This is a genomic window from Amycolatopsis lexingtonensis, from assembly GCF_014873755.1.
Classification (GTDB): domain Bacteria; phylum Actinomycetota; class Actinomycetes; order Mycobacteriales; family Pseudonocardiaceae; genus Amycolatopsis; species Amycolatopsis lexingtonensis.
The window spans coordinates 5715826-5741421 of record NZ_JADBEG010000001.1 but is presented as its reverse complement, the minus strand read 5'-3'; the positions used below and the strand labels follow the sequence as shown (position 1 = coordinate 5741421).

The window sequence follows — 25596 nt, the reverse complement described above, 5'->3', positions numbered from 1 at the left end:
TGCGGCGGCTGGCTCCGGAGTTTCAAATGCTCCCCGGAGCTTAAGCCGGCAACAACCACCCGAATGAGTGACAGGAATCGATTCGACGATTTTGGGCTCTAATTGTCCAGAATATGTCAACTCGATCGGGTTAATGAATCACGAAAACAGGAGATCCACGGCCAGCGCCGCCGTCCAGCTGAACATGCGGGTGCCATGACCCGAGCCGGTCAGCGGGTCGCAGTACTCCGCGAAATCCGTGTCGGCCGCCGTCGTCAGCAGGTCGTCGCGCAGGTGCTCGGCCAGTGCGTGCTCGCCGTGGGCGAGGAGGCCGCGGTGGAGCAGCCAGCCGACGTTGGCCCAGGACGGGCCGCGCCAGTAGCGGGCCGGGTCGAAGTCCGGGGCTGTCAGGTCGTAGCTCGGGACGCCGTGGACGCGGCCGAGGCCGAAACGGGGGCCGGTCGCCGTGGCGAGGAGGGCCGGGGCGACCGCCAGGTCCGGCAGCACCAGGGGCAGCAGGCCCGCGCACGTGTGCTGCGGGGTCAGCGCGCCGGTGCGGACGTCGCGGGCGAAGAAGAAGCCGTTGTCCCACAGGGTGTCCTGCAACGCCTTCGCGACGCGCGCCGCGGATTCGCGGTGGGTGGCGGCGGCCGCCGGGAGGGCGAGTTCGTCCGCGATCGCGGCCAGCGCCAGTTCGGCGTCGGCCAGCAGCGCGTTGAAGCCCGGGTCTTCCACGACGAACTCGCCGAAGGCCCGGTAGCCGCTGTCCCGGTAGTCCGCGGCGAGCCGGACGTACCGGCCGTAGTCCTCGTCGCTCGGCCGGTCGGCGGCCGTGCCGTGCGCCAGGTCGCGGCGGACGAACCCGGTCGACGGCGTGACGCGCGCCAGCGGGCCGTCCCACGCCGGGCTGTTGTCCATTCCGGACTCCCACGGGTGCACGATCGCGGCGAGCCCGCGCCCGCCGGCGTCGCGTGAACCCAGCAGGTATTCGTGCCAGGCCCGCAGTTTCGGGTACAGCGTGGCGAGGAATTCGCGGTCCGGCTCGGCTTCGTGCACCGCCAGCACCGCGCGCGCGTGCACCGGTGGCTGGATCAGCCCGGACGTCCGGCCGGCGCGCCAGAAACCGGGGCCGGGGAAGTACGCCTCGGGCGGGGTGTCCGGGTTGAAGAGGATGTGCGGGACGCGGCCGTCGCGCCACTGCGCGGAGAACAGCGTCAGCAGCTCGCGCCGCGCGCGCTCGGGCGCCAGGTGGCGCAGGCCGACCGCGATGAACGCGGAGTCCCAGCTCCACTGGTGGGGGTACAGCCCGCGCGAGGGGACGGTCGACGAGCCGAGCCAGTTGCCCGACAGTACGGCCGCGGCTCGTGTTACATCCATATGTCCAAGTTATCTCCAACTTGTGTATTGTCAATAGACAAAAGTGGGGAAGGAGCCGGATGCCGACCAGTGCCGGCGAGCTGTTCCAGCTGGTCAAGACGGGGGAGGCGACCACGCGGAAGGCCCTGCTGACCCGCAGCGGCCTGTCCCGCTCGACCCTCACCGCGCGCCTGGACCGGCTCCAGGAGGCCGGTCTGCTCGCCGAGGGCGGCCAGGAGGACTCCACCGGCGGCCGCCCGGCGCGGCAGCTGCGCTTCGACGAGCAGCACGCCGTCGTCCTCGCCGCGAGCATCGACACCACGCACGCCGAGGCCGCGGTCACCGATCTGGCGGGACGGCGGCTGGCCCACCGCGGCGGCGAGGTCCGCGTCGCCGACGGCCCCGAACCGGTGCTCGACACGATCGCCGGATGGTTCGACGCGATGCTGGCCGAAGCCGGGCGGCCGGTCTGCGGTGTCGGCGTTTCGGTGCCGGGCCCGGTCGAACCCGGCCGCGCCCGCGTGACGCAGCCGCCAATCATGCCGGGCTGGGACGGTTACCCGATCGGCGACCACCTCGGCGCCCGCTTCGACGCCCCCGTGCTGGTCGAGAATGACGCGAACCTGATGGCGCTGGGCGAGCACCGCGCCCGTTACCCGGACTCGGCCGCGCTGGTGGTGGTCAAGGTGTCCACCGGCATCGGCGCCGGCATCGTCATCGGCGGCGAGGTGTACCGCGGCGTCGACGGCGGCGCGGGCGACATCGGCCACATCCGCCTGCCCGGCCACCCGGACGCCCGGTGCCTGTGCGGCTCGTTCGGCTGCCTGGCCGCGGTGGCCAGCGGGGGTGCCCTCGCCGCGCGCCTGACCGAGCTGGGCCTGCCGACGACGTCGGGCTCGGGCGTCCGCGACCGCCTCGTGGCGGGCGACCCGGAAGCGGTCCGGCTCGCCGAAATCGCCGGCCGTCAGGTGGGGGAGGTGCTCGCGACGCTCGTGTGCGTGGTCAACCCGGGCGTGCTGGTGGTCGCCGGGGACCTCGCCGAACCGCATTTCGTCGCCGGGGTCCGCGAGGAGCTCTACCGCCGGGCCCTCCCGCGGGCGACGCAGAACCTGCGCGTCGCGATCGGCGGCCGCGGCGACGCGCTCGGCGGCGCGGTGGCACTGGTCGTGGACACGGTGTTCTCCGTGGCCGAAGTGGATCGAAGGCTGGCCGCACGTCCTTGACCACGGCCGAAGTGCCGTCACAGCGTGGACTGTCCCGAGTGGACAGACCATCCGACTTTAGTAGGTGGCGCGCCGACGTCGCACCTGGTCCGGGAAACCGGACTTACCGCGCATCGAGGAGCATTCCTCGCGTTTTTCGTCCGACAAATCGGATTTCCGCACCACGCCCAGCGGGACGTGAATTCGCGACGAGATAACGGTTCCGCAAGTACTTCCCCGCGAGCGGAACACCGATCTAGTCTCACCCGGTGTTCCAAGGCCCGTTTTCTGGGGGCCGCTTTCGAAGAGGGAGATTTCTGTGCGAAGAAGCTCCACCCTGCTCCTTTCGCTCGCGGTGGTGGGTGGCCTGACCGGCGCCCTGCCGGCCACGGCGTCCGCGCAGGGGCGTCAGGACATTCCGCAGTCGCACCCGTTGTGGGCGAACGCGCAGGCGAAGGTCGCCGACACGGCGCCCGCCGCGAAGCTGAGCTTCCGGGTCTACCTGAACCAGCGCGACAACGCCGGTGCCGAAGCGCTGGCGCAGGCCGTGTCCGATCCGGACAGCGCGACCTACCGCCAGTACCTCAGCCCGGACCAGGTGCGCGACCGCTTCGCCGCCAGTGACGCCACGGTCAACGCCGTCAAGTCCTGGCTGACCGGCAACGGCTTCAGCATCGGCGAGGTGCCGTCGAACCGCGCCTACGTCGAGGCCACCGGCACCGCCGGCCAGACGCAGGACGCGTTCGGCGTCAAGCTGGGCAAGTACAAGGTCAAGGGCCAGACCCTCCGCGCCGCCGACAAGAACCTGTCGGTGCCGGCGAACCTGGCCGGCGACGTCCTCGGCGTCGTCGGCGTGGACCAGGCGACCAACCTGTTCAAGCCGGACCACGCCACCGGTTCCGGGACGCCGTCCGACGTCGCCCCCGGCCCCGGTTTCCGCAACGCGCGGCCGTGCAGTGCCTACTACGGCGAGAAGATCGACACCACCGATCCCGCCTACAACGGACAGCACCTGCCCTACGCCCCCTGCGGCTACACCCCGGCGCAGCTGCGGTCGGCCTACGGCGTCGACAAGGTCGGCGCGGACGGCAAGGGCACCACGATCGCCATCGTCGACGCGTTCGCCTCGCCGACGATCTACGCCGACGCGAGCACGTACGCCAAGAAGAACGACCCGGCGCACCCGCTGAAGCAGAGCCAGTTCAAGCAGCACATCTTCCCGGCGAACCCGGTCCTCGAGCCGCCGGACCAGTGCGACGCGGCGGGCTGGTACGGCGAGGAGACCCTCGACGTCGAGGCCGCCCACGGTCTCGCGCCGGGTGCCGACATCCTGTACGTCGGCGGCGAGTCCTGTGAGGACAACGCCCTCGACGTGGCGCTGAACTACGTGATCGCCGGCCACAAGGCCGACATCGTGTCGAACTCCTACGGTGACACCGGCGAGGACATCCCGGCCGACGAGGTCAAGGTGTTCAACCAGATCTCGCTGCAGGCGGTGCTCGAGGGCATCGGCGTCTACTTCTCCTCGGGTGACAACGGCGACGAGGTCGCGCGCCTCGGCACGCCGTCGCCGGACTTCTCCGCCTCGGCACCGTGGATCACCGCGGTCGGCGGCACGTCCGTCGCGATCGGCAAGGACGGCAAGCGGATCTTCGAGACCGGCTGGGAGACCAGCAAGTCCTCGCTGACCAACGGTGTCTACGGCCCGGCCAACTACACCAGCGGGTCCGGTGGCGGCACGAGCCGCCTGTTCGAGCAGCCCTTCTACCAGAAGGGCGTCGTGCCGGACGCGCTGTCCACGAAGAACCAGGTCGGCCACAAGAAGGGCCGGGTCGTCCCGGACATCTCCGCGGTCGGCGACCCGAACACCGGCTTCCTGGTCGGCCAGACGCAGACCTTCCCGGACGGCGCCTACTACGACCAGTACCGGATCGGCGGCACGAGCCTCGCGTCGCCGGTGTTCGCCGGCATCATGGCGGTGGCCGACAGCTTCGACCACTTCCACCACGGCTTCATCAACCCCGTGATCTACAAGCTGACCTCGCGCACTTCGGCGATCAGCGACGTGAAGCACGTGGACGCCGCGGTGGAGCGCGTCGACTACGCGAACTCGGTCGACGCTTCGGGCGGCTTGCTCACCTCGGTGCGCACGCTCGACTACCAGGGCCTGACCATCCACACCACCCCCGGCTACGACGACGTGACGGGTCTGGGCACGCCCAACGGCCTGCTCTTCCTGCTGCTCGTCTAGTCCAAGTCCGTGAATGCCACATTGAGAGACGTTACGTCCCTCAATGTGGCATTCACGGCTTTTCGGCGACCAGGGGGATGACCGCGCTGACGGCGGTGCCGCCGGGGCCGCTGGCGACGGTCAGCTCGCCACTGAGGGCCTCGACCCGGTCACGCAGGCCCGCGAGCCCGGTCCCGCCGTCCAGGGACGCCCCGCCGACGCCGTCGTCGGTCACCGCGACCCGCAGCTCGGCCCCTTCGACGGTGATGCGGACGCCGACGCGCTCGGTCCGCGCGTGCTTCAACGCGTTCGTCAGCGCTTCCGACGTCACGAAGTACGCCGTCGCCTCCACCGCCGCGTCGAGGCGGGGCACCGTGCCCACCGACAGCGCCACGTCCATCGGGCTGCGGTCGGCCAGCGACCGGACCGCCGCGACCAGGCCCGCTTCGGTGAGGATCGCCGGCCGGATGCCGCGGGCCAGCTCCCGCAGCTCGGTGATCGCCGTCTGCAGCTCGTCGACCGAGCCGCTGAGCAGGGCACGCACCTCGGGTGGCAGCTTGTCGCCGTAGCGGCGGCCGGTCATCCGCAACAGGAGCACGACGCTCACCAGCCGCTGCTGGGCGCCGTCGTGCAGGTCGCGTTCCAGGCGGCGGCGCTCCTCGTCCCCGGCCTCGACCAGCCGCGCCCGCGACGCGCGCACCTCGGCCAGCCGGTGTTCCAGTTCCGCCGTGAGCCGCTGGTTGTCGAGCACCAGCCCGGCGGCGGCGTCGAGCGCGTCGATCGACCGGCTGTCCTTCCAGACCTCGTCGTCCTGCACCAGCGCGGCCAGTCCGGTGCCGTCGCGCTCCAGCAGCAGCCGGATCATCTCGGCGTTGCCGACGCGGGCGCGCAGCACCCCGGTCAGGAACGCCAGCGGCCACAGGCAGAACAGGATCCGGTACGCCTGCAGGAGCGGGTGGGACAGCGGGTGCCCGTCGCCGAGCGCCGTGCCCGCGCCCGACGTGAGCGCGCCCAGCAGGGCGATGGCGATCACCGGCGACAGCAGGCGCCGCTGCGGCAGCCGCCCGGTCAGCCAGCGGTAGAGCAGCACGACGACCACGCCGGCGCTGATCGCCGTGGCGGCGAGCTCGAGCGCGCGGTCGGCGAACGCGCCGCCGTCCGCGCCGGGCCGGATCGCCAGCAGGTCGCGCGGGTCGTCGCCGGCCAGCAGCCCGACCACGCCCGAACCGAGCACCACCAGGTACGCCGCCGCGACCAGCAGCCGTTCCCACCGCGACCGCAGCCTGCCGTGCGGGAACGCGAGCACGAGGTGCGCGATCACCGGGCTGGACGCGGCGCGCAGCGGCACGGCGATCGTGTACAGCACCGGGTTCCGGGCGAACTGGAGGTCTTCGAGGAACAGCGCGACGCCGGCGAGCGCGATGAGCACGCCGATCGGGTTGGCCGGGCGCCGGACGTGCGCGACCGCGCCCGCGAGCAGGAACAGGAAGCCGGTCGTGGTGCTGAGCGCGGTGTCGAGCGCGGAATGCCCGCCGTCGGCCACCTTCAGCGTCAGCGCGGTGACGCCGAGGGCCAGGCCGGCGACCAGCAGGCCGGTCATCACGAGCGTCCGCGGGTGCTGCTGCGCCACGCCCACCCCTCCCGGTGTGCTCCCGGCCACGCACACCGTGATTCGCCTGTTCGGGCTCTCGCGTTACACCGGGCGGCGGCGCCTTAGGGTGAACCCCGGGGCGAACGGGAGGCAGGAAATGAGCGGACGTGGTCTGGACGCCGAGGTCTTCGGCGGGCGGATGCCCGCCGGTGGCGGCGACCTGGCGATCGAAACCCACGGTATCGCGCCGGTGCCGGAGGGCAACCGGTTCGGCCGCCCGTGGCGACTGTTCAGCGTGTGGTTCGCCCCCAACCTGACGATGACGGCGGTGTTCACCGGCACCCTCGCCGCGTCGCTCGGCCTGGGGTTCTGGACCGGGCTGGCCGCGATGCTCGCCGGCACCGTACTCGGGTCGCTGCCGGTCGCGTACCTGTCGACGTGGGGCCCGCGCACCGGCACCGGCCAGCTGCCGCTGGCCCGGCTGCCGTTCGGCGGCGGCGTCGTCCTGCCCGGCCTGGTGCAGTGGCTCGGTTCGATCGCGTGGGACGCGCTGGTCGGGTTGTTCGGCGGTGAGGCGCTGGCCGAGTTGACCGGGCTGCCGTTCTGGGCGGCGGTGCTGATCGTGCTGGTGCTGCAGTGCGCGCTCGGCGTGTTCGGCTACGCGCTGATCCACCGCGTCCAGGCGGTGATGAGCGTGCTGCTGGTGCTCGCGTTCGCCGCGCTCGCCGTGAAAGTCCTTTCCGGACACCCGATCGCCACGGCGGACACGGCTTCGGGCGCCGACCTGGCCGGCGGCGTCGTCCTGTTCACGACGATCACGTTGTCGCTGGCGATCTCCTGGGCGCCCTACGCCTCGGACTTCAGCCGCTACCTGCCCGCGTCGACGTCGTCGCGCAGCGTCTTCTGGGCGACGTTGCTCGGCCTGGTCGTGTCGTACGCGATCGGCGAAGGCCTCGGCCTCGCGCTGGGGTCGTCGCTGGGCGACCAGACGGCGTCCGGCGTCGCGAAGCTGCTCGGCGGCGGGTTCCTGGGCGCGCTGGCGCTGGCGGTGATCGCGCTGGCGGCGGTGTCGTCGAACGCGATGAACGACTACAGCGGATCACTGGCCCTGCAGACCGTCGGCGTCCGCCTGCGGCGCCCGGTGTCGGCGGTGGTCGTGACGGTGCTGGCGTTCGCGCTGATCCTCTGGATGCACAGCGGCGACCTGTCCGCGAAGTTCGAGAACGTGCTGCTGTTCGTCAGCTACTGGATCCCGCCGTTCCTCGGCGTGGTCGTCCCGGACTGGCTCGCGCGCACCCGCGGCGGCCGCCGGGTGGACGTCCTGGCTTCGGTGTCCGTGCGGCCGTGGGCGGCGGTGGTGGCGTTCGTGCTCGGGTTCGGCGCGGCGGTGCCGTTCATGAACACGTCCCTCTACACCGGACCGGTCGCGGCGGCGCTGCACGGCGCGGATCTCGCCTACTACGTCGGGTTCGTCGTTTCGCTGGCGGCGTACTTCCCGCTGCGGCGCACGGTTGACCTCAAGTAATGTAGAGGTTTAACGATGGTGTGGTACCCCTCGGAGGAGGAACCATGCCAACCGCACTCGTGACCGGCGCGTCCGCCGGTCTGGGCCGCGCCCTCGCGGCGGCTCTGGTGAGTCGCCAGTGGACGGTCGTCGGCGACGCCCGCGACGCGACCGCGTTGTCCGAAGCCGCAAGGGAAATCGGCTTCACGGCCGTCCCCGGCGACGTCGCCGACCCGGCGCACCGCGCTCAGCTGGCCGAAGCCTGCCCTTCGCTCGACCTGCTCGTCAACAACGCGAGCTCGCTGGGTGTCAGCCCGCTGCCGTCCCTGAAGAACTATCCCGTGGCGGAACTGGAAAACGTCTACCGCGTCAACGTGTTCGCGCCGCTGGCGCTGACGCAGCTGCTCCTGCCCGCCCTGACGGCTTCGCGCGGGACGATCATCGACGTCAGCTCGGACGCGGCCGTCGAGCCGTACGAAGGCTGGGGCGGCTACGGCTCGGCGAAGGCCGCGCTCGACCAGCTCACGGCCGTGCTCGGCGCGGAGCACCCGGACCTGGCGGTGTACGCGGTCGACCCGGGCGACCTGCGCACGGCGATGCACCAGCGCGCGTTCCCGGGCGAGGACATCTCGGACCGCCCGCTGCCGTCGTCGGCGGTCCCGGGGTTCTTGCGGTTGCTCGGCGAACGCCCGCCGAGCGGCCGCTACCGGGTCGCGGATTTGCTGGTGAACGCATGAACGTCCGGTTCGACCTGCCTTCGGAGTTGTCGGCGTCGGCCCCACCTGAGGCCCGCGGCCTGGCACGGGACGAGGTCCGCCTGCTGGTCGCCGGTCCGTCGGGCGTCCACCACACGGTGTTTTCGGCACTGGGCAAGCATTTGCGGCCGGGCGACCTGCTGGTGGTGAACACCTCGGGGACGTTGCCGGCGGCGGTGGACGCGGTCCGGTCCGGGCGCCCGGTGGTCGTCCACTTCGCTACGCCCCTGGACGACGGCGACTGGATCGTGGAGCTGCGCGCCCCCGGCGGCCCGCTGCTCGACGGCCGCCCGGGCGAGGTCCTGGAGCTGCCCGGCGGCGCGTCGCTGACGCTGTTGTCGTCGACGACGCCGAGGTTGTGGCGGGCTTCGGTGGCGGTGGAAGGCCCGGTCCCGGGCTTCCTCGCCGCGGCGGGCCGCCCGATCCGCTACGGGTACGTCCCGCGCGCGTGGCCGCTGTCGGACTACCAGACGGTGTTCGCCCGCGAGCCGGGCAGCGCGGAGATGCCCTCGGCGGCCCGTCCGTTCACGACCGGGCTGGTGACCCGCCTGGTGACGGATGGTGTGCTGTTCGCGCCGCTGCTGCTGCACACGGGGGTGTCGTCGCCGGAGGCGGACGAGCCACCCCAGCCGGAGCGTTTCCGCGTCCCGGCGACGACGGCGGCGCTGGTGTCGTGGGTCAGGTCCCGGGGAGGCCGCGTGATCGCGGTGGGCACGACGGCGGCTCGTGCGCTGGAGTCGGCGTTCTCTTCGGGGGAAGTCCGCGCGGCCGAAGGCTGGACGGACCTGGTGCTGGGCCCGGACCGCCCGGCCCGGGTGGTCGACGGCATCGTGACGGGCTTGCACGCCCCGGAGGCGTCGCACCTGCTGCTGCTGGAGGCGGTGGTGGGCCGTGAGCGGGTCCAGCGGGCTTACGACGCGGCGGTGGAGCGGCGGTACCTGTGGCACGAGTTCGGGGACGTGTCGCTCCTGCTGCGCCGCTGATGGTCCGTGAATGCCACATCGAGGGACGTAAAGGCCCTCGATGTGGCATTCACGGACTTGGTCTCAAGCGTTGGTCGCCTGCCGCCGGGACCGCACCAGTCCCGCCACCGCCACCGCCGCGATGCCCAGGCCCACGCCGCTCACGATCGAAGCCACCAGGCTCGCCGTCGCCGTGGCCAGGCCGAACGCGCCGCCGATGTAGACCGGGATGCAGATCGCCACCGGGCCCCACACGCGCAGTGAGAACGCGCGGTCCGAAGCCAGCCACAGGACCAGCGCCACGGCCGCACCCGTCGCGACCGGGATCGCCCAGACGACCAGGCTCGTCACCGCGTCCATGCCGAGTGACCGGAGCCACTCGAAGGACGCCTGGCCCAGCCCGATGAACAGCACGACCAGCGCCACTCGGACGCCGGCGGCCCCGCGGCCCCGTCGGTGTGCGGTGCTCGTCATCTCTTCCCTCCCGGATCGGTCGTCACCCATACCACGTCCGGGTGACGCCGGTGGTTGCCCGCGGTACCGGGTTTCTCCGAAACGGCCTTCTTCCCGGATGCCGGGACCGCCCCGCGGATGCTCGCGTCCGGCCGGTTCACCCCGCATGCTCGTGCCGCACCACGCTTCACCTGGTCGAACGGCCCGCACTAGGGGCACGTGCCGCCGATGTCAAGGAATCTCACGAGGTTTCCCGGGATGCGGATGGCTATGCGCCCCAGTGGGTGACCGTGCGAACCTCGCCCCGAACACCGATCCCGAAAGGCGACACCGACGTGCGCACCCACCACAGAACCCGCCTCCTGGCCTCGGCGCTGGCCGCCCTGACCGTCGTGGGCGTGCTCGCCGGCTGTTCACGCGCGGACAGCAGCGCCGCGCCGGCCGCCAACCAGGGTGCCGCCGGCGAGGTCCGGGTCGGGTTCTTCCCGAACGTCACCCACGCTCCCGCGCTGATCGGCGCCAAAAAGGACTTCTTCAAGAACGAGCTCGGCTCGACCAAGCTCACCACCCAGACGTTCAACGCCGGCCCCGAAGAGGTCAACGCCCTGCTCGGCGGCTCCCTCGACGTCGCCTTCCTCGGCTCCGGCCCGGCGATCAACGCCTTCACCAAGTCCAAGGGCGCCATCCAACTGGTCTCCGGCGCCGTCTCGGGCGGCGCGCAGCTGGTCGTCAAGCCGGACATCACGAGCGTCGAGGGGCTCAAGGGCAAGAACATCGCCACGCCGCAGCTGGCCAACACCCAGGACGTCGCGCTCAAGAAGTTCCTGGCCGGCAAGAACCTGACCGACCAGGTCAAGATCACCAACCTCGACAACCCGAAGACGCTCGACGCCTTCAAGAAGGGCGAGGTCGACGGCGGCTGGCTGCCCGAACCGTGGGCGTCCCGGCTGGTCCTCGACGCCGGCGCGAAGGTGCTCGTCGACGAGAAGACGCTGTGGCCCGGCGGCCGCTTCCCGACCACCGTCGTGATCGTGCGCAGCGAGTTCCTGCAGCAGCACCCGGACACCGTCCGCGCGCTGCTCAAGGGCGAGCTGGCCGCGATCGACTGGGCGAAGGCCAACCCGGCGGAGGCGAAGACGGTGGTCAACGGCGCTCTCAAGGAGCTGGCCGGCAGTACCCTGAGCGAAGCGGTCCTGGACCGCGCGTTCTCCGGCATCGAGCTGACCACCGATCCCATCCCCGCCGAATTCCCGCAGCTCGCGCAGGACTCGGTGACGGCAGGCGTGGTGAAGTCGGCGGTGGCGCTGAAGGGCTTCGCCGACTTCGGCCCGCTCAACGAGGTGCTGAAGGCCAAGAACCTCCCCGCCGTCGAAGCTTCCGAACTGACCAAGTGATCCGGAGAGGCTGCCAGCGATGACCACGACCCTCCCCAGTGGCCGGGCCAGGTTCACCGGCACGACCGCGGTGCGTCTCGACGGAGTGCGCAAGACGTTCGGCCCGACCGGCCGCGCGGTCGTCGCGCTCGACGGCGTCGACCTGACGGTCGCGCCCGGCGAGTTCGTCTGCCTGCTGGGCGCGTCCGGCTGCGGCAAGAGCACGCTGCTGAACCTCGTCGCGGGGCTGGACGCGCCGTCGGCCGGGGAGATCACGCTGAACACGTCGCGGCCCGCGGTCATGTTCCAGGAAGCCGCGCTGATGCCGTGGCTGACCGCGTCCCGCAACGTGGAGCTGCCGCTGCGGCTGGCCGGCTTCGGCCGGACCGAGCGCCGCGAAAAGGCCGCCGAGCTGCTGGAACTGGTCCGGCTGACCGACGCGGCGAACAAGCGGCCGCACGAGCTGTCCGGCGGCATGCGCCAGCGCGTCGCACTGGCCCGCGCGCTGGCGGCGACCCTGCGCGTCGGCGGCGACCCGGAGCAGTCGCTGCTGCTGATGGACGAGCCGTTCGCCGCGCTCGACGCCATCACCCGTGACTGCCTCCAGGGCGAACTGCTGCGCGTCTACCGCAGCACCAGCACGTCGGTGCTGTTCGTGACGCACGACGTGCGCGAAGCGGTCCGGCTCGGGCAGCGGGTCGTGCTCCTGTCGTCGCGGCCCGGCCGGGTCGTGCGCGAGTGGACGGACGTGCCGCTGGCCGACCCCGAGGAGCTGACCGAGGAAATCACAGGCCACCTGCGCGAGGTGATCAGCACCCATGCCGCAGCTTGACCGGTCGGAGGTCGAGGACCTCGAGGCCGTCGGCTCCGGCCTCGACGCCCTCGACGCCCCGGTGGGGGAGCGCCGTCCGAGCTTCTGGAAGCGCTTCGCCTGGGGATTCCTGCCGCCCTTGGGCGCGCTGGTGGTGCTGGTCGTCGTCTGGCAGATCCTCTGGGCGGCGGCCTTCTGGCCGGAGTCGCAGCTGCCGGCGCCGCTGGCGGTGTGGGACGAGTTCTGGAGCAACGTCGTCGACGGCAAGGTCTTCGGCTTCGTCTGGACGTCGGTCCACCGCGCGGCGCTCGGCTTCCTCGCGGGCGTGCTGATCGGCACCCCGCTGGGCCTGGTGGTGGCGAAGGTCCGCGTCGTCCGCGCGGCGATCGGCCCGCTGCTGACGGGCCTGCAGAGCCTCCCGTCGGTGGCCTGGGTCCCGGCGGCGATCCTGTGGTTCGGCATCAACGACGCGGCGATCTACTTCGTCGTCCTGCTGGGCTCGGTCCCGTCCATCGCGAACGGCCTGGTGTCCGGCATCGACCAGATCCCGCCGATCCTGCCCCGGGTCGGCCAGGTGATGGGCGCGAACCGCCTGTCATCGGCCCGCCACATCCTGCTGCCGGCGGCCCTGCCGGGCTTCCTCGCGGGGCTGAAGCAGGGCTGGGCGTTCTCGTGGCGCTCGCTGATGGCGGCGGAGCTGATCGCGCTGTCGCCGCAGCTCGGGGTCGGGCTGGGCGCGTACCTGAACCAGGGGTCGTCGTTCAACAGCATGGAGACGGTGATCGCGGCGATCTTCCTGATCCTGCTGGTCGGGGTGGGGATCGAGCTGGTGGTGTTCCGGCCGCTGGAACGTGCGGTACTGCGGGCGCGGGGGCTCACCGCGTCGCTCTGAAAGTTTCTTCGCCCCGGTGTCGAAGCCGGCTTCGCGGCCTCGACGTCTCCTTCGCAAGGGTCCCCGGCGAAGGAGTTGAGGTCTGTGATCGCGGTCTTGGTGGCGTCGGTGGCGGCGTTCGTGGCGAGTTCGGTCTGGTACACGGCGTTCGGCGGGCTCCGGGCCCGCCTCACCCCCGCCGCGGCGCCGTCCCGACCATCGGCTTGGCGCGCCGGCGCGGAGTTCGGCCGCACGCTGGTCCTGGTGGCGGCGTTCGCGGCTCTGTCGGCGGCGGTCGGGGTCGGCGGGGTGCCGGGTTCCGTCGGGCTGGCACTGCTGCTGTGGGCGGCCTTCCCGGCGGTGATCCTGGCGGGCTCGGTACTGCACGAGCGCGTCCCGGTCCGGCTGGCGGCCCTGCACGCGGGCGACTGGCTGCTGAAGATCGTCCTCGTGGCGGTGATCGTGGGCGCCTGACCCTGCCTAGAACTCTATCTAGGGGCTAGGTAGAGTTCTGGCATGGCTGGTGACCGCAGACCCCGCATGACGCTGCCCACGCAGCTGGTCCTGCACGTCCTGATCGACGACCCGAACCGCGAGATGTATGGCCTCCAGCTCGGTGAGGCGGCCGGCCTTCCGAGCGGCACGATCCACCCGATTCTTGCCCGGTTGGAGAAGGCGGGGTGGCTGACGAGCCGCTGGGAGGAGATCGACGCCCGCGAGGAAGGCCGGCCGAGGAGGCGGTACTACCGGCTCGACCCAAACAGCCTGGCGACCGTTCGGGCAGCGCTCCACCGGGCGGCTCCGGCGGTCGAAGCGCTGGCCCGGCTGCGTCCCGGGCAGGCGGGTGGCGTCTCGTGAGCAGGGACATCCCCGCGGGTGCTTGGAACGAGCCGGAGATGAGAAGGGCCCTCGCCGCCCGTGATACCGGCGCCGTCTATCGCCTGCTTCGCGGGCGCGGCGTCTCGCGGCGGCAGATCGCCATGATGACCGGTCAGTCCCAGCCCGAGGTCGCGGCGATCCTGACCGGTCGCCAGGCCGTCGGGGGCAACGCGTTCGCCGAGATCGTCGGCCGATTGGGCATTCCGTACGGGCACCTGGGCCGGGTGGACGCCGACGAGTCCGCCAAGCGACGGAGGTTCCTCGCGCACGCTACCCAGGTCACGATGGCCGCCGCGGTGTTCGGTCCGGAATCGGGCACCTGGTCGGCGGGACGGGCGCGCACGCCGGCGCCCGCCCGGATCGGCATGACCGACGTGCGCCAGGTGGAGGCCGCCACACGCGCGCTGCGGGAGCTGGACTACCAGTACGGCGGCGGGTTCTGCCGCGACGCCGTCGCCTCGGAGCTGTCCTGGGCGGAGAGTCTGCAGCAGGCCGAAGCCGCGGTGCCGGTCCAGGAGCGGCTCGAGGCGGCGGTCGGCAACCTGCGGTCGCTGGCGGAGCCCCCGCTCGTCGAAAGCCACGAGCCACCGGCGGCGGCTGCGGAACGCGCGGCCAGGCGGCAGGCGGCTCCGGCGTCCCAGTGGGTCATCAGGCGGGCCTCCCGGGTGCTCCCCGTCATCGACCGCGAACGCTACTGCGACGAGTACCTGAGCGAACTCGACGACCTGGCCCAGGCGCCCCACCCGCGCCGGGCCCAGCTGGCGTACGTGCTCCGGCTGGTCGTCCGCGTCCCGCTCCTCAGGTTCGCGCTCCGCGGTGACGGCGAGACCCGGGAGCTGGCCCGGTGAAGGTGGCCGACGCCTTCGCTCGGGTGGTCTCCTCCGCCGAACGGACCCGCAACACCATCCGCCTCCTGCGGATCGTCATCCTCGGTGCCGCCCTGCTCATGGCCGAATTCTGTGCCGCGGTCGCGCTCCTGCCGGCCGGCGTGGGGGCCGGGTTGCTCGCCGTCGTGCCGGGTGCCGGGGCCTGGTGGTGGGTCAAAAGCCGGCGGCAGTGACGCAGGTCGCGGAACACGGCCATCCGGGTGTTCGTTGACGTTACCTACGGCTCCGTAAGTTACGGTTCCGTAGGTCACGCCCCCGATCCCCGGAAGGACGCGCGCATGACCGTTCCCGAGAGCACCGCACTCATGTACGAGCTCGAGGGGACGGTCGAGGAGAACCTCAACCGCCACCTCGCCGCCGCGCAGGAGTGGATGCCGCACGAGTTCGTGCCCTGGAGCGAGGGACGCAACTTTGCCGATCTGGGCGGGGAGGCGTGGGATCCGGAGCAGTCGCGGGTCTCGCCCATCGCCCGGACCGCGCTCGAGGTCAACCTGCTCACCGAGGACAACCTGCCCAGCTACCACCGCGAGATCGAGCGCGCCTTCGGCCGCGACGGCGCCTGGGGCACCTGGGTGCACCGCTGGACGGCCGAGGAGGGCCGGCACGGCATCTGCATCCGCGACTACCTGCTCGTCACCCGCGCGGTCGACCCGGTCGAGCTCGAGCGGATGCGGATGGCGACCATGCAGGCCGGCTACGAGACCGGGGACAAGCCGCTGCTGCGGGTCTGCGCCTACGTCTCGTTCCAGGAGCTCGCGACCCGTCTTTCGCACCGCAACACCGGCCGCTACACGCAGGACCCGCTGGCCGAGAAGCTGCTCACGCGCGTCTCCACCGACGAGAACCTGCACATGGTCTTCTACCGGAACCTGGTGAAGGCGGCGTTCGAGATCTCGCCGGACGCGACGATGCGGGCGATCACCGACGAGGTCCTCGACTTCGCGATGCCCGGCGCGGTCATCCCGAGCTTCGCCCGCAAGGCGGCGATCATCGCCAAGGCCGGCATCTACGACCTGCGCATCCACCACGACGACGTCGTCATGCCGCTGCTGCGGTACTGGAAGGTGTTCGACCGCGAAGGGTTCGGCGAGGTCGGCGAGACCGCGCGCCAGGAGCTCGCCACGTTCATCAAGACCCTGGACACGCAGGCCGCGCGCTTCGAGGAGCGCCGCGACGCCGCGGCCGCCCGGGCCGCCGCCCGCGGTCTCCCCGCTCTCTGACGGCAAAAAGCCGTGAATGCCACATAGAGAGACCTAAAGTCCCTCGATGTGGCATTCACGGCCTTGGCGGGGGTGGGTCAGCGGCCGGTGCGCCGGGCGCCCGCGCGGGTGCCCGACGAGAACGCCGCCGCGCCGCCCGAACGGTTGCCCGTCGCCGGGGCGCCTGAGCGTCGTGAACCGCCCGCGGCCGGAGCGCCGGACCGGCGGGAGCCGCCCGAAGCGGCGCCGCCGGAAGCCGGAGCGCCCGAGCGCCGGGAACCACCCGAAGCGGGGGCGTCCGACCGGCGGGAGCCGCCCGCGGCCGGAGCACCCGAGCGGCGCGAGCCACCCGAGCGGGGCTGGTCCTCACGTCGCGTCCGAGCCTGCTGGCCGCCGCGGTTCTCCTTCGGCGCCGCGCCCCGACGGCCGCGGCCGCCACCCGGCGCCGCGCCGGACGCCGTGACCTTCTTCGGCCGGTTGTCGACCGCGGGCGCCTTCGAGAACGTGCGCTCGCCCGGCGCCAGCTCCGCCAGCAGCGGGTGACCCGGTCCGAGCTGGGTGGTCGTCGGCTTGATGCCCGCCTTGCGGGTGAGGTCGCGCACGTCGCGGACCTGCGCGTCCGTCATCAGCGTCACCACGGTGCCCGACGCGCCCGCGCGCGCCGTGCGGCCCGAGCGGTGCAGGTACGCCTTGTGCTCGACCGGCGGGTCCGCGTGGATGACCAGCCGGACGTCGTCGACGTGGATGCCGCGGGCCGCGATGTCCGTCGCGACCAGCGTCTTCGCCGTGCCCGAGGAGAACGCCTCGAGGTTGCGCGTCCGCGCGTTCTGGCCCAGGTTGCCGTGCAGTTCCACAGCCGGCACGCCGGAAGCCACGAGCTTGCGCGTCAGCGCCTTCGCGCGGCTCTTGGTCCGCGTGAACACCAGCGTGCGGCCCGGCGCCGCGGTCAGGTCGACCAGCACCGGCAGCCGGTGGGTCTCCTCCAGGTGCAGGACGTGGTGCTCCATCGTCGAAACCGGCGACTGGGCCGAGTCGACGCTGTGCGTGACCGGGTCGTCCATGAACCGCTTGACCAGCACGTCGACGCCGTTGTCCAGCGTCGCCGAGAACAGCAGCCGCTGGCCGCGCTCGGGGGTGGCGTCCATGATCCGCCGGACCTCGGGCAGGAAGCCCAGGTCGGCCATGTGGTCGGCCTCGTCCAGCACGGTGATCTCGACGGCGTCGAGCTTCACGTGCCCGGAGCGCATGTGGTCGGCGAGCCGGCCGGGGCAGGCGACGACGATGTCGACGCCGTCGCGCAGCTTCGTGATCTGCGGGTTCGCGCTCACGCCGCCGAAGATCGTGGTCGCCTTCAGGCCCAGCGGCTTGGCCAGGGGCAGGATCGACGCCTCGATCTGCGTCGCGAGCTCGCGGGTCGGCGCCAGGATCAGCGCGCGGGGACGGCCCGGCTTGCGCCGCGTCGGGCCCGCGGCGAGGCGGGTGAGCACGGGCAGCACGAAGCCGTACGTCTTGCCGGAGCCGGTGCGCCCGCGGCCGAGGACGTCCCGGCCGGCGAGGGTGTGCGGCAGGGTCGCCGCCTGGATGGGGAAGGGCTCGGTGACGCCCTGGGAGGCCAGCGCCGCCACGAGCGGGGTGGGCAGGCCGAGTTCAGCGAAAGTACTCATAAGTCGTGCGGGCACGGGTGTGCCCTGGTCTCCGTAACCTGAGAAGGGTTGTCCTGCCCGGCGCAGACCGGTCAACGGCCGCGGCGCGTGGTAGTCGACAACAGCAGCGGGCCGAGGCAGAACTGAGCGGCCCGCATGATCAGTGTACCCAACGAGAGTGACCTATCCCCAGTGAGATTGCCCGCACTCGCGTGACCTTGCTAAGTTACCGGTCGGTAATTGAGGAGGACCACCATGCTGCTGAACCCGCGCGAGTACGACCCGGCGCACTTCGACGCCGAGACGCGGCGCCTGCTGCGCGCCACGATCGACTGGTTCGAGCAGCGCGGCAAGGCGAAGCTGACCGAGGACTACCACAACCGCACCTTCTACGCGGACTTCCTCGAGTTCGCGGGCAAGGAAGGCCTGTTCTCGACCTTCCTGACGCCGTCGGCGAACGCCGGTGGCAACCCGGACAAGCGCTGGGACACCAGCCGCATCGCGGCCCTCGCGGAAATCCTCGGGTTCTATGGCCTGAATTTTTGGTACCCGTTTCAAGTCACCGTCCTCGGCCTCGGACCGGTGTGGCAGAGCGCGAACGCGGACGCCCGTGAGCGCGCCGCGGCCGCGCTCGACGCCGGCGGCGTCGGCGCGTTCGGACTGTCCGAAAAGGACCACGGCGCCGACATCTACTCGTCCGACATGGTCCTGACCAAGGACGGCGACGGCTACCGCGCCACCGGCTCGAAGTACTACATCGGCAACGGCAACTGCGCGCGCACGGTGTCGGTCTTCGGCCGGATCGACGGCGTCGAGGGCCCGGACCAGTACGTCTTCTTCTACGCCGATTCCGAGCACCCGAACTACCACGTCGTCAAGAACGTGGTGCCGTCGCAGATGTACGTCGCCGAGTTCCGGCTCGAGGACTACCCGGTGCGCGCCGAGGACATCCTGCACGTCGGCGCCGAAGCCTTCAGCGCCGCGCTGAACACGGTCAACATCGGCAAGTTCAACCTCTGCTTCGGCGGCATCGGCATGGCGACGCACTCGCTGTACGAAGCCATCACGCACGCGCACAACCGCGTCCTGTACGGCAAGCCGGTGACGGACTTCCCGCACGTGCGCCGCGAGTTCGTCGAGGCCTACGCGCGGCTGACCGCGATGAAGCTGTTCTCCGACCGCGCCGTCGACTACTTCCGCAGCGCGAACGCCGAAGACCGCCGCTACCTGCTGTTCAACCCGATCACCAAGATGAAGGTGACGACCGAGGCGCAGAAGGTGATCGGCCTGGTCGCCGACGTCGTGGCGGCCAAGGGCTTCGAAGCCGACACCTACCTGGCGATGTCCAAGAACGACATCGACGGCCTGCCGAAGCTCGAAGGCACGGTGGCGGTGAACCTCGCGCTGATCGCGAAGTTCATGCCCGCGTACCTGTTCGCGCCGCAGGAGTACGCGCCGGTCGGCACGCGCACCGACGCCGCGGACGACGAGTTCCTCTTCCGCCAGGGCCCGGCGCGCGGCCTGTCGAAGGTCCGCTTCCACGACTGGAAGACCGCGTACGCGCAAGCCGCGCACATCCCGAACGTCGCGCTGTTCACCGAGCAGGCCGGCTACCTGGTCAAGCTGCTCACCGAGGCGGCGCCGGACGAGGCGCAGCAGGCCGACCTCGACTTCGGGCTCGCGCTGACCGAGCTGTTCACGCTGATCGTGTACGGCCAGCTGGTCCTGGAGCAGGCCCGGATCACCGGCCTCGACGACGAGGTCGCCGACCAGATCTTCGCGGTGCTGGTGCAGGACTTCAGCGCCGCCGCGGTCGACCTCAACGGCAAGGCGAGCTCGACCGAGGCCCAGCAGGCGATCGCGCTGGCCGCGCTGCGGAAGCCGGTCGTGGACGCCGCGCGGTTCGAGAACGTCTGGGCGCGGGTGCGGGAGCTTTCCGGGGTCTACGCTATGACCCCGTGATGGCGAGGAAGTACCGGCTGGGCGTGACGCGGAAGGCCGCGAACGTCGTCGTGACGGCGTTGCTGGCCCGCGGGATCCCGGTCACGGGCGGCACCGGGTTCCTGCTGACCACGCGCGGGCGCCGCAGCGGAGTGGACCGGACCACTCCGGTCAACGTCCTCGAGGTCGACGGCGAGCGCTGGCTCGTCTCGCCGTACGGGCAGGTCGGCTGGGTGCACAACCTGCGTGCCGACCCGGCCGCCCGGCTCCGGCGCGGCCGCACGCGGGAGACGTGGGAGGTCGAGGAGGCCGACGCCGCCACGGCGGGGCCGGTACTGCGCGCCTACGTCCGCAAGATCCCGGTGACGGCGCCGTTCTTCGACGCGAAGCTGAGCGACCCTGCGGAGACCTTCGCCGCGGAAGCCGATCGACACCCGGTGTTCCGCTTGGCAAGATCACGAGCGTGAACCGAGAGCGGGCGGCGGAGCTGATCTGGGACGCGTGGCAGACCGGCGAGCGCCTGGACGGGCTGCCGCCCGAAGCCCGCCCGCGCGACACCGCCGAGGGCATGGCGGCCCAGGCGGCGCTCGCCGAGCTGGCCGGCCCGGTGTCGGGCTGGAAGATCGCCGCGACCACGGTGTACGCCCGGCAGTACCTCGACGTCCCGGGTCCGTTGCCGGGCGCGATGTTCGAGCGGTTCCACCACACCGAGGGCGAACCGGTCCCGGCCGACACGATGACCATGGGCGTCGCCGAACCCGAGTTCGCGTTCCGGCTGAAGGCCGACCCGGGCCCGTCGCCGTCGCTGACCGGGGTGCTCGACGCGGTCGACACGATGTTCCTGGCGGTGGAGCTGCCGGACAGCCGCTACACCGACCACCAGCACGCGGGCGGCCCGCAGCTGCTGGCGGACCTGGCCTGCGCGGGCCGCTTCGTCGAGGGCCGCGCGGTCCCGGCCTGGCGCGACCTCGACCTCCCGCGCCGCCCGGTGGTCCTCCACGCCGACGGCGAGGAGTTCTCCCGCGGCAGCGGAAGCCTGGTCCTGGGCGACCCGCGGCTGGCGTTGCACTGGCTGGCGATGGAGCTGCCCCGCCACGGCCGTTCGCTGCGCCCGGGCGACATCGTGACGACGGGAACGGCCACCCCGCCGTGCCCGATCCACGCGGGCGGCGAAGTGGTGGCGGACTTCGGCGAGCTGGGCAGCGTCGAAGTGCGGTTCGCCGCATGAGGATCCGGCCGGGATTCCTGGTGCTCGCCGTGCTCGTCGGGGCGCTCGACGTGGGCTTCTGGTGGTTCGCGCGCGGGCAGCACCAATCGACCGCGCGGATCGGTTTCCTCGTCGCCTTCGTGGCGCTGCTGGCCCTGCTCGCGGTGGCCGCGGGGCTGGTGCGCTGGGAAGTCGCGGTGCCACTCGGGGCGGCGTCGACGTCCGGACTGCTGTTCGTGGGCGCGGCGGCGATCTTCAGCGTCGGCTTCGGATTCCTGCTGCTGGCGGTCATCGAGGCGGCACTGGTCCGCCGGCTGGTGGTGGACGACTCGCCGTCCGGGTGGCGCGACGGGACCGGGGTGATCAGCTCGGCCGCGGCCGTCGTCCCGGTGGCCTTGTTCGCGATCGGGCTCTTCGCGCTCCGCTGAGCCGTTTTTCGCCCGCCGACACCTGCCCGCCGAACTGGCTTCCGCGTGGGCCGGGCTGTTCCGGCCGGGCATCCGCCTGGTGCCCGGCGGCGACGGCCCGCCCGTCGGCCGGATCGGGGGCACGCCGTGGCCCGAGTGGCCGGGGCGCGGGCCGCTTCGACCGGGCGAGATGCACGCTCCAGTGCGGCTGAAACGCCGTGAGGGCCACCTTGAGGAAGGTGGCCCTCACGAACTACCGCGTTACTTGCCGAACCCGGCCCGGCGGAGTGCGTCCGCCATCGAGCCGCTGGCGCCGGCGCCGCCGGAGTTGCCGCCGCGGCCGCCACCGCCGCCGCGCCGGTCGCCGCCACCCGAGCCGCCGCGGCGCTGGCCACCGCCGCCCTGGCCGCGGTCGCGCTGGCCGCCGCCACCGCCGCCGCGGTTGCCGGACGGGGCGCCCGGCTCGTCGTCCAGGCGCAGCGTCAGGGAGATGCGCTTGCGCGGCACGTCGACGTCCAGCACCTTCACCTTCACGATGTCGCCGGGCTTCACGACCTCGCGGGGGTCCTTCACGAAGTTCTTCGACAGCGCCGAAACGTGCGCGAGCCCGTCCTGGTGCACGCCGACGTCGATGAACGCGCCGAACGCGGCCACGTTGGTCACCACGCCCTCCAGCCGCATGCCCGGCTTGAGGTCGCCGATCTTGTCCACGCCCTCCGCGAACGTCGCCGTCTTGAACGCCGGGCGGGGGTCGCGGCCCGGCTTGTCCAGCTCGGCCAGGATGTCCGTGACCGTCGGGAGACCGAACGTCTCGTCGACGAAGTCGGCCGGCTTCAAGGCCGACAGGGTCCGCGTGTTGCCGATCAGCGAACGCAGGTCCGTGCCCGTCTTCGACAGGATCCGCCGGACGACCGGGTAGGCCTCCGGGTGCACCGACGACGAGTCGAGCGGGTCGTCGCCGTCCGGGATCCGCAGGAAGCCCGCGCACTGCTCGAACGCCTTCGGGCCGAGACGCGCGACCTCCTTGAGCGCCATCCGCGAGCGGAACGGGCCGTTCGTGTCGCGGTGGGAAACGATGTTCTCCGCCAGGCCCGTCGTGATGCCCGAGACACGGGTCAGCAGCGGCGCCGAAGCCGTGTTCACGTCCACGCCGACCGCGTTCACGCAGTCCTCGACCACCGCGTCCAGCGAGCGCGACAGCGAAACCTCGGACAGGTCGTGCTGGTACTGCCCGACCCCGATCGACTTCGGGTCGATCTTCACCAGCTCGGCCAGCGGGTCCTGCAGCCGCCGCGCGATCGAGACCGCGCCGCGCAGCGAGACGTCCATGTTCGGCAGTTCCTGCGAAGCGAAGGCCGACGCCGAGTACACCGACGCGCCCGCCTCGGAAACCACAGCCTTCGTCAGGTTCAGCTCGGGGTGCTTCTTGATCAGTTCCTGCGCCAGCTTGTCGGTCTCGCGCGACGCCGTGCCGTTGCCGATCGAGATCAGGTCCACCTTGTGCCGCGCGCACAGCGCCGCGAGCTCGGCGATCGACTGGTCCCACTTGTTCGCCGGCTGGTGCGGGTAGATGACGTGGGTGTCGACGACCTTGCCGGTCGCGTCCACGACGGCCACCTTGACGCCGGTGCGGAAGCCCGGGTCGAGGCCCATCGTGGCGCGGGTGCCGGCCGGCGCGGCGAGCAGCAGGTCGCGCAGGTTGGAGGCGAACACGCGGACGGCGTCGTCCTCGGCCGCCTGGCGCAGCCGCATCCGCAGGTCGATGCCCAGGTGCAGGAGGATCTTGGTGCGCCAGGCCCAGCGCACGGTGTCGCCGAGCCACTTGTCGCCCGGGCGGCCCTGCTGCGAGATGCCGAACTTCGCGGCGATGCGCTGCTCGTAGTCGGTGGGCCCGACCTGCGGCTCGTCGGTCGGCTCGGCCGGCGACATGGTGAGGTCGAGGACCTCCTCCTTCTCGCCGCGCAGCATCGCGAGGATCCGGTGCGAGGGGAGCTTGGTGTAAGGCTCGGAGAAGTCGAAGTAGTCGGAGAACTTCGCCCCTTCCTCCTCCTTGCCCGCGCGGACCTTGGCGACGAGGTGGCCCTGGCCCCACATCTTCTCGCGCAGCTCGCCGATGAGGTCGGCGTCCTCGGCGAAGCGCTCGACGAGGATCGCGCGGGCGCCGTCGAGGGCCGCCTGCGCGTCCGCGACGCCCTTGTCCGCGTCGACGAACACCGCCGCGGCGGCCTGCGGGTCCGTGGTCGGGTCGTTCAGCAGGCCGTCGGCCAGCGGCTCGAGACCCGCTTCGCGCGCGATCATGGCCTTCGTGCGGCGCTTCGGCTTGTACGGGAGGTAGATGTCCTCCAGCCGCGACTTGGTGTCCGCGGCGAGGATCGAGGCCTCGAGGGCTTCGTCCAGCTTGCCCTGGCTCCGGATCGACTCGAGCACGGCGAGCCGGCGCTCGTCGAGTTCCCGCAGGTAGCGCAGCCGCTCTTCGAGCGTGCGCAGCTGCGCGTCGTCGAGCATGCCGGTGACTTCCTTGCGGTAGCGCGCGATGAAGGGCACGGTCGACCCGCCGTCGAGCAGCTCGACGGCGGCCTTGACCTGTCCTTCGCGCACGCCCAGTTCTTCGGCGATCTTCTGCTCGACCGACACGCTCACTCCAACACGCTCCCGCTTCGCCTGGCTCCGATCGTCACATTCTGCCGTTTCCACCGCCCCGACTTTCGGATGGGGCTCCTTGACAATCAGATTGGTCTAGTCCATTTTGTGGTGACCTGCCTCACCACAGCGGAGGTCTTCCGTGGTCCCCAAGGTTCGCATCGCTCTGCTCTCGTTACTTTCCGTGGTCACGCTGAGCCTCGGCGTGACGTTCGTGCTCGCCGGCAGCGCTTCGGCGGCGAACATCCTGGCCAACCCCGGCTTCGAAGCCGGCACTTCGGGCTGGACCTGCACCACCGCGCCGACCGCGGTGAGCACGCCGGTGCACAGCGGGAGCAGCGCGCTGAGCGCGTCGCCGTCGTCGTCGGACACCGCGCAGTGCTCGCAGACGCTCACCGTTTCGGCGAACACGGCGTACAAGCTCTCGGCGTGGGTCCAGGGCAGCTACGTCTACCTGGGCGTTTCCGGTTCCGCGACGACCAGCACGTGGACGCCGGGCACCAGCGGCTACCAGCAGCTGTCGCTGAGCTTCACCACCGGCTCGAGCACGTCGCTGACGGTGTACCTGCACGGCTGGTACGCCCAGCCGACGTACTACGCCGACGACGTCAGCCTCGACGGCCCGGGCACCCCGCCGACGACGACCCCGCCGACGACGACCCCGACGACGCCGACCACCCCCACGACGCCGACGACCCCGCCCACCACGACCACCCCGCCGACGACGACCACGCCGCCGCCGACCCAGGGTGACCTGCCGAAGCACGTCCTCACCGGCTACTGGCAGAACTTCTACAACGGCGCCAAGGCGCTGAAGCTGGCCGACGTCCCGACGAAGTACAACATCATCGCGGTGTCGTTCGCCGACGCCACGGGCACGCCGGGCGCGGTGAGCTTCACGCTCGACTCGGGCCTGTCTTCGCAGCTCGGCGGCTACACGGACGCGCAGTTCAAGGCCGACGTCAAGACGGTACAGGCGCGCGGGCAGAAGGTCATCATCTCCGTCGGCGGCCAAAACGGCACGATCAGCGTCGGCGACTCGACCTCGGCGAACAACTTCGCGAACAGCGTCAAGTCGCTGATCGCGAACTACGGCTTCGACGGCGTCGACATCGACCTCGAGAACGGCATCAACGCCACCTACATGGGCCAGGCGCTGCGCAGCATCTACAACGGCGGCGGCAAGGTCATCACGATGGCGCCGCAGACGATCGACATGCAGTCCACGCAGGGCGGCTACTTCCAGCTGGCGCTCGGCATCAAGGACATCCTGACGGTCGTCAACATGCAGTACTACAACTCCGGCACCATGCTCGGCTGCAACGGCAGCGTCTACGCGCAGGGCACGGTCGACTTCCTGACCGCGCTGGCCTGCATCCAGCTGCAGGGCGGCCTGCGCGCCGACCAGGTCGGGCTCGGCCTGCCGGCGTCGTCGCAGGCGGCGGGCGGCGGCTACCAGGCACCGGCCAACACGGTCTCGGCGCTGAACTGCCTGGCCAAGGGCACGTCGTGCGGCTCGTTCAAGCCGTCGGCGACCTACCCGGCGATCCGCGGCGCGATGACGTGGTCGATCAACTGGGACGCGTCGAACGGGTACGGGTTCGCCAACACGGTGTCGGCCGGGCTCGCGGGCCTGCCGTAACCGTCCTCGTCATGAAGGGGCCCTTCCGGACCGAGTCCGGAAGGGCCCCTTCATGACACCCCCA

The 25596-nt window shown here is 71.4% G+C and carries 22 protein-coding genes and 1 pseudogene; 18 read left to right on the top strand and 5 right to left on the bottom strand.

Annotation, left to right across the window (positions count from 1 at the left end; genetic code table 11):
• Positions 1 to 138: 138 nt before the first annotated feature.
• Positions 139 to 1356, bottom strand: a complete 1218-nt coding sequence (locus H4696_RS25805; RefSeq protein WP_086855747.1) for an MGH1-like glycoside hydrolase domain-containing protein — start codon at positions 1354 to 1356, stop codon at positions 139 to 141.
• Between the two features lie 59 nt (positions 1357 to 1415).
• Here H4696_RS25805 and H4696_RS25800 point away from each other — a divergent pair, with 59 nt between their 5' ends.
• Positions 1416 to 2558, top strand: coding sequence for an ROK family transcriptional regulator (locus H4696_RS25800; RefSeq protein WP_086855748.1), 1143 nt, complete (start codon positions 1416 to 1418; stop codon positions 2556 to 2558).
• Positions 2559 to 2856: 298 nt separating this feature from the next.
• Positions 2857 to 4788: a S53 family peptidase gene (locus tag H4696_RS25795; protein WP_086855749.1), complete on the top strand. Its 1932-nt coding sequence runs from the start codon at positions 2857 to 2859 to the stop codon at positions 4786 to 4788.
• A 52-nt stretch (positions 4789 to 4840) separates the two neighbouring features.
• On the opposite strand, the gene H4696_RS25790 is transcribed toward H4696_RS25795, so the two are convergent.
• On the bottom strand, positions 4841 to 6367 hold the full coding sequence (locus H4696_RS25790) for a sensor histidine kinase (RefSeq protein ID WP_086855767.1): 1527 nt from the start codon (positions 6365 to 6367) through the stop codon (positions 4841 to 4843).
• A 148-nt stretch (positions 6368 to 6515) separates the two neighbouring features.
• Here H4696_RS25790 and H4696_RS25785 point away from each other — a divergent pair, with 148 nt between their 5' ends.
• Genes H4696_RS25785 through H4696_RS25775 form a run of 3 tightly spaced genes read left to right on the top strand, consistent with a single transcriptional unit; the run spans position 6516 to position 9600 of the window.
• Positions 6516 to 7883 (top strand): purine-cytosine permease family protein, encoded by a 1368-nt coding sequence (locus H4696_RS25785; protein WP_086855750.1) that lies wholly within the window; start codon positions 6516 to 6518, stop codon positions 7881 to 7883.
• Positions 7884 to 7927: 44 nt separating this feature from the next.
• Positions 7928 to 8599, top strand: coding sequence for an SDR family NAD(P)-dependent oxidoreductase (locus H4696_RS25780; protein ID WP_192782534.1), 672 nt, complete (start codon positions 7928 to 7930; stop codon positions 8597 to 8599).
• On the top strand, positions 8596 to 9600 hold the full coding sequence (locus H4696_RS25775; RefSeq protein WP_086855752.1) for an S-adenosylmethionine:tRNA ribosyltransferase-isomerase: 1005 nt from the start codon (positions 8596 to 8598) through the stop codon (positions 9598 to 9600). The genes H4696_RS25780 and H4696_RS25775 overlap by 4 nt, the downstream gene beginning before the upstream one ends.
• A gap of 63 nt (positions 9601 to 9663) precedes the next feature.
• On the opposite strand, the gene H4696_RS25770 is transcribed toward H4696_RS25775, so the two are convergent.
• Positions 9664 to 10053, bottom strand: a complete 390-nt coding sequence (locus H4696_RS25770) for a hypothetical protein (RefSeq protein WP_086855753.1) — start codon at positions 10051 to 10053, stop codon at positions 9664 to 9666.
• Between the two features lie 314 nt (positions 10054 to 10367).
• Between H4696_RS25770 and H4696_RS25765 the strand changes: the two genes are divergently transcribed.
• From H4696_RS25765 to H4696_RS25730, 8 genes and pseudogenes are all read left to right on the top strand, one after another.
• On the top strand, positions 10368 to 11426 hold the full coding sequence (locus H4696_RS25765) for an ABC transporter substrate-binding protein (protein ID WP_086855754.1): 1059 nt from the start codon (positions 10368 to 10370) through the stop codon (positions 11424 to 11426).
• A gap of 19 nt (positions 11427 to 11445) precedes the next feature.
• Positions 11446 to 12237 (top strand): ABC transporter ATP-binding protein, encoded by a 792-nt coding sequence (locus tag H4696_RS25760; protein ID WP_086855755.1) that lies wholly within the window; start codon positions 11446 to 11448, stop codon positions 12235 to 12237.
• On the top strand, positions 12224 to 13108 hold the full coding sequence (locus H4696_RS25755; RefSeq protein ID WP_086855756.1) for an ABC transporter permease: 885 nt from the start codon (positions 12224 to 12226) through the stop codon (positions 13106 to 13108). Before H4696_RS25760 ends, H4696_RS25755 begins: the two co-directional genes overlap by 14 nt.
• 84 nt (positions 13109 to 13192) lie before the next feature.
• Entirely contained in the window at positions 13193 to 13561 is a 369-nt protein-coding gene (locus H4696_RS25750; protein WP_086855757.1) for a DUF1761 domain-containing protein, read from the top strand.
• A gap of 42 nt (positions 13562 to 13603) precedes the next feature.
• Entirely contained in the window at positions 13604 to 13945 is a 342-nt protein-coding gene (locus tag H4696_RS25745) for a PadR family transcriptional regulator (RefSeq protein WP_225955805.1), read from the top strand.
• A 38-nt stretch (positions 13946 to 13983) separates the two neighbouring features.
• A pseudogene (locus H4696_RS50290) lies at positions 13984 to 14523 on the top strand (helix-turn-helix domain-containing protein); the annotation flags it as partial.
• Positions 14524 to 14810: 287 nt separating this feature from the next.
• A complete protein-coding gene (locus H4696_RS25735) occupies positions 14811 to 15026 on the top strand; it encodes a hypothetical protein (RefSeq protein WP_086855760.1) in 216 nt (71 codons plus the stop codon).
• A 105-nt stretch (positions 15027 to 15131) separates the two neighbouring features.
• Positions 15132 to 16073, top strand: coding sequence for an acyl-ACP desaturase (locus H4696_RS25730; RefSeq protein ID WP_086855761.1), 942 nt, complete (start codon positions 15132 to 15134; stop codon positions 16071 to 16073).
• A 77-nt stretch (positions 16074 to 16150) separates the two neighbouring features.
• Here the strand turns inward: H4696_RS25730 and H4696_RS25725 are convergent, their stop codons facing one another.
• A complete protein-coding gene (locus H4696_RS25725) occupies positions 16151 to 17716 on the bottom strand; it encodes a DEAD/DEAH box helicase (RefSeq protein WP_086855762.1) in 1566 nt (521 codons plus the stop codon).
• Between the two features lie 234 nt (positions 17717 to 17950).
• Between H4696_RS25725 and H4696_RS25720 the strand changes: the two genes are divergently transcribed.
• The 4 genes from H4696_RS25720 to H4696_RS25705 are packed head-to-tail and all read left to right on the top strand — an operon-like array spanning position 17951 to position 21271.
• Positions 17951 to 19657, top strand: coding sequence for an acyl-CoA dehydrogenase family protein (locus tag H4696_RS25720; RefSeq protein WP_086855763.1), 1707 nt, complete (start codon positions 17951 to 17953; stop codon positions 19655 to 19657).
• Complete coding sequence (locus H4696_RS25715) at positions 19657 to 20103, top strand: nitroreductase family deazaflavin-dependent oxidoreductase (RefSeq protein ID WP_192782533.1); 447 nt, start codon at positions 19657 to 19659, stop codon at positions 20101 to 20103. The genes H4696_RS25720 and H4696_RS25715 overlap by 1 nt, the downstream gene beginning before the upstream one ends.
• On the top strand, positions 20100 to 20864 hold the full coding sequence (locus tag H4696_RS25710; protein WP_086855765.1) for a 2-keto-4-pentenoate hydratase: 765 nt from the start codon (positions 20100 to 20102) through the stop codon (positions 20862 to 20864). Before H4696_RS25715 ends, H4696_RS25710 begins: the two co-directional genes overlap by 4 nt.
• Positions 20861 to 21271, top strand: coding sequence for a hypothetical protein (locus H4696_RS25705; RefSeq protein ID WP_086855766.1), 411 nt, complete (start codon positions 20861 to 20863; stop codon positions 21269 to 21271). Before H4696_RS25710 ends, H4696_RS25705 begins: the two co-directional genes overlap by 4 nt.
• A 240-nt stretch (positions 21272 to 21511) precedes the next feature.
• Here H4696_RS25705 and H4696_RS25700 read toward each other — a convergent pair whose 3' ends face one another.
• A complete protein-coding gene (locus tag H4696_RS25700) occupies positions 21512 to 23890 on the bottom strand; it encodes a Tex-like N-terminal domain-containing protein (RefSeq protein WP_192782532.1) in 2379 nt (792 codons plus the stop codon).
• A gap of 142 nt (positions 23891 to 24032) precedes the next feature.
• Here H4696_RS25700 and H4696_RS25695 point away from each other — a divergent pair, with 142 nt between their 5' ends.
• Complete coding sequence (locus H4696_RS25695) at positions 24033 to 25532, top strand: glycosyl hydrolase family 18 protein (RefSeq protein WP_192782531.1); 1500 nt, start codon at positions 24033 to 24035, stop codon at positions 25530 to 25532.
• Positions 25533 to 25596 lie beyond the last annotated feature (64 nt).

Excerpts from the sequence above, each read along its gene's own strand:
- H4696_RS25705 (WP_086855766.1), top strand. The coding sequence starts at position 20,861 with ATGAGGATCCGGCCGGGATTCCTGGTGCTCGCCGTGCTCGTCGGGGCG.
- H4696_RS25720 (WP_086855763.1), top strand. The coding sequence starts at position 17,951 with ATGCTGCTGAACCCGCGCGAGTACGACCCGGCGCACTTCGACGCCGAG.
- H4696_RS25770 (WP_086855753.1), bottom strand. The coding sequence starts at position 10,053 with ATGACGAGCACCGCACACCGACGGGGCCGCGGGGCCGCCGGCGTCCGA.
- H4696_RS25730 (WP_086855761.1), top strand. The coding sequence starts at position 15,132 with ATGACCGTTCCCGAGAGCACCGCACTCATGTACGAGCTCGAGGGGACG.
- H4696_RS25755 (WP_086855756.1), top strand. The coding sequence starts at position 12,224 with ATGCCGCAGCTTGACCGGTCGGAGGTCGAGGACCTCGAGGCCGTCGGC.
- H4696_RS25760 (WP_086855755.1), top strand. The coding sequence starts at position 11,446 with ATGACCACGACCCTCCCCAGTGGCCGGGCCAGGTTCACCGGCACGACC.
- H4696_RS25785 (WP_086855750.1), top strand. The coding sequence starts at position 6,516 with ATGAGCGGACGTGGTCTGGACGCCGAGGTCTTCGGCGGGCGGATGCCC.
- H4696_RS25780 (WP_192782534.1), top strand. The coding sequence starts at position 7,928 with ATGCCAACCGCACTCGTGACCGGCGCGTCCGCCGGTCTGGGCCGCGCC.
- H4696_RS25725 (WP_086855762.1), bottom strand. The coding sequence starts at position 17,716 with ATGAGTACTTTCGCTGAACTCGGCCTGCCCACCCCGCTCGTGGCGGCG.
- H4696_RS25805 (WP_086855747.1), bottom strand. The coding sequence starts at position 1,356 with ATGGATGTAACACGAGCCGCGGCCGTACTGTCGGGCAACTGGCTCGGC.
- H4696_RS25775 (WP_086855752.1), top strand. The coding sequence starts at position 8,596 with ATGAACGTCCGGTTCGACCTGCCTTCGGAGTTGTCGGCGTCGGCCCCA.
- H4696_RS25800 (WP_086855748.1), top strand. The coding sequence starts at position 1,416 with ATGCCGACCAGTGCCGGCGAGCTGTTCCAGCTGGTCAAGACGGGGGAG.
- H4696_RS25745 (WP_225955805.1), top strand. The coding sequence starts at position 13,604 with ATGGCTGGTGACCGCAGACCCCGCATGACGCTGCCCACGCAGCTGGTC.
- H4696_RS25715 (WP_192782533.1), top strand. The coding sequence starts at position 19,657 with ATGGCGAGGAAGTACCGGCTGGGCGTGACGCGGAAGGCCGCGAACGTC.
- H4696_RS25790 (WP_086855767.1), bottom strand. The coding sequence starts at position 6,367 with ATGACCGGCCTGCTGGTCGCCGGCCTGGCCCTCGGCGTCACCGCGCTG.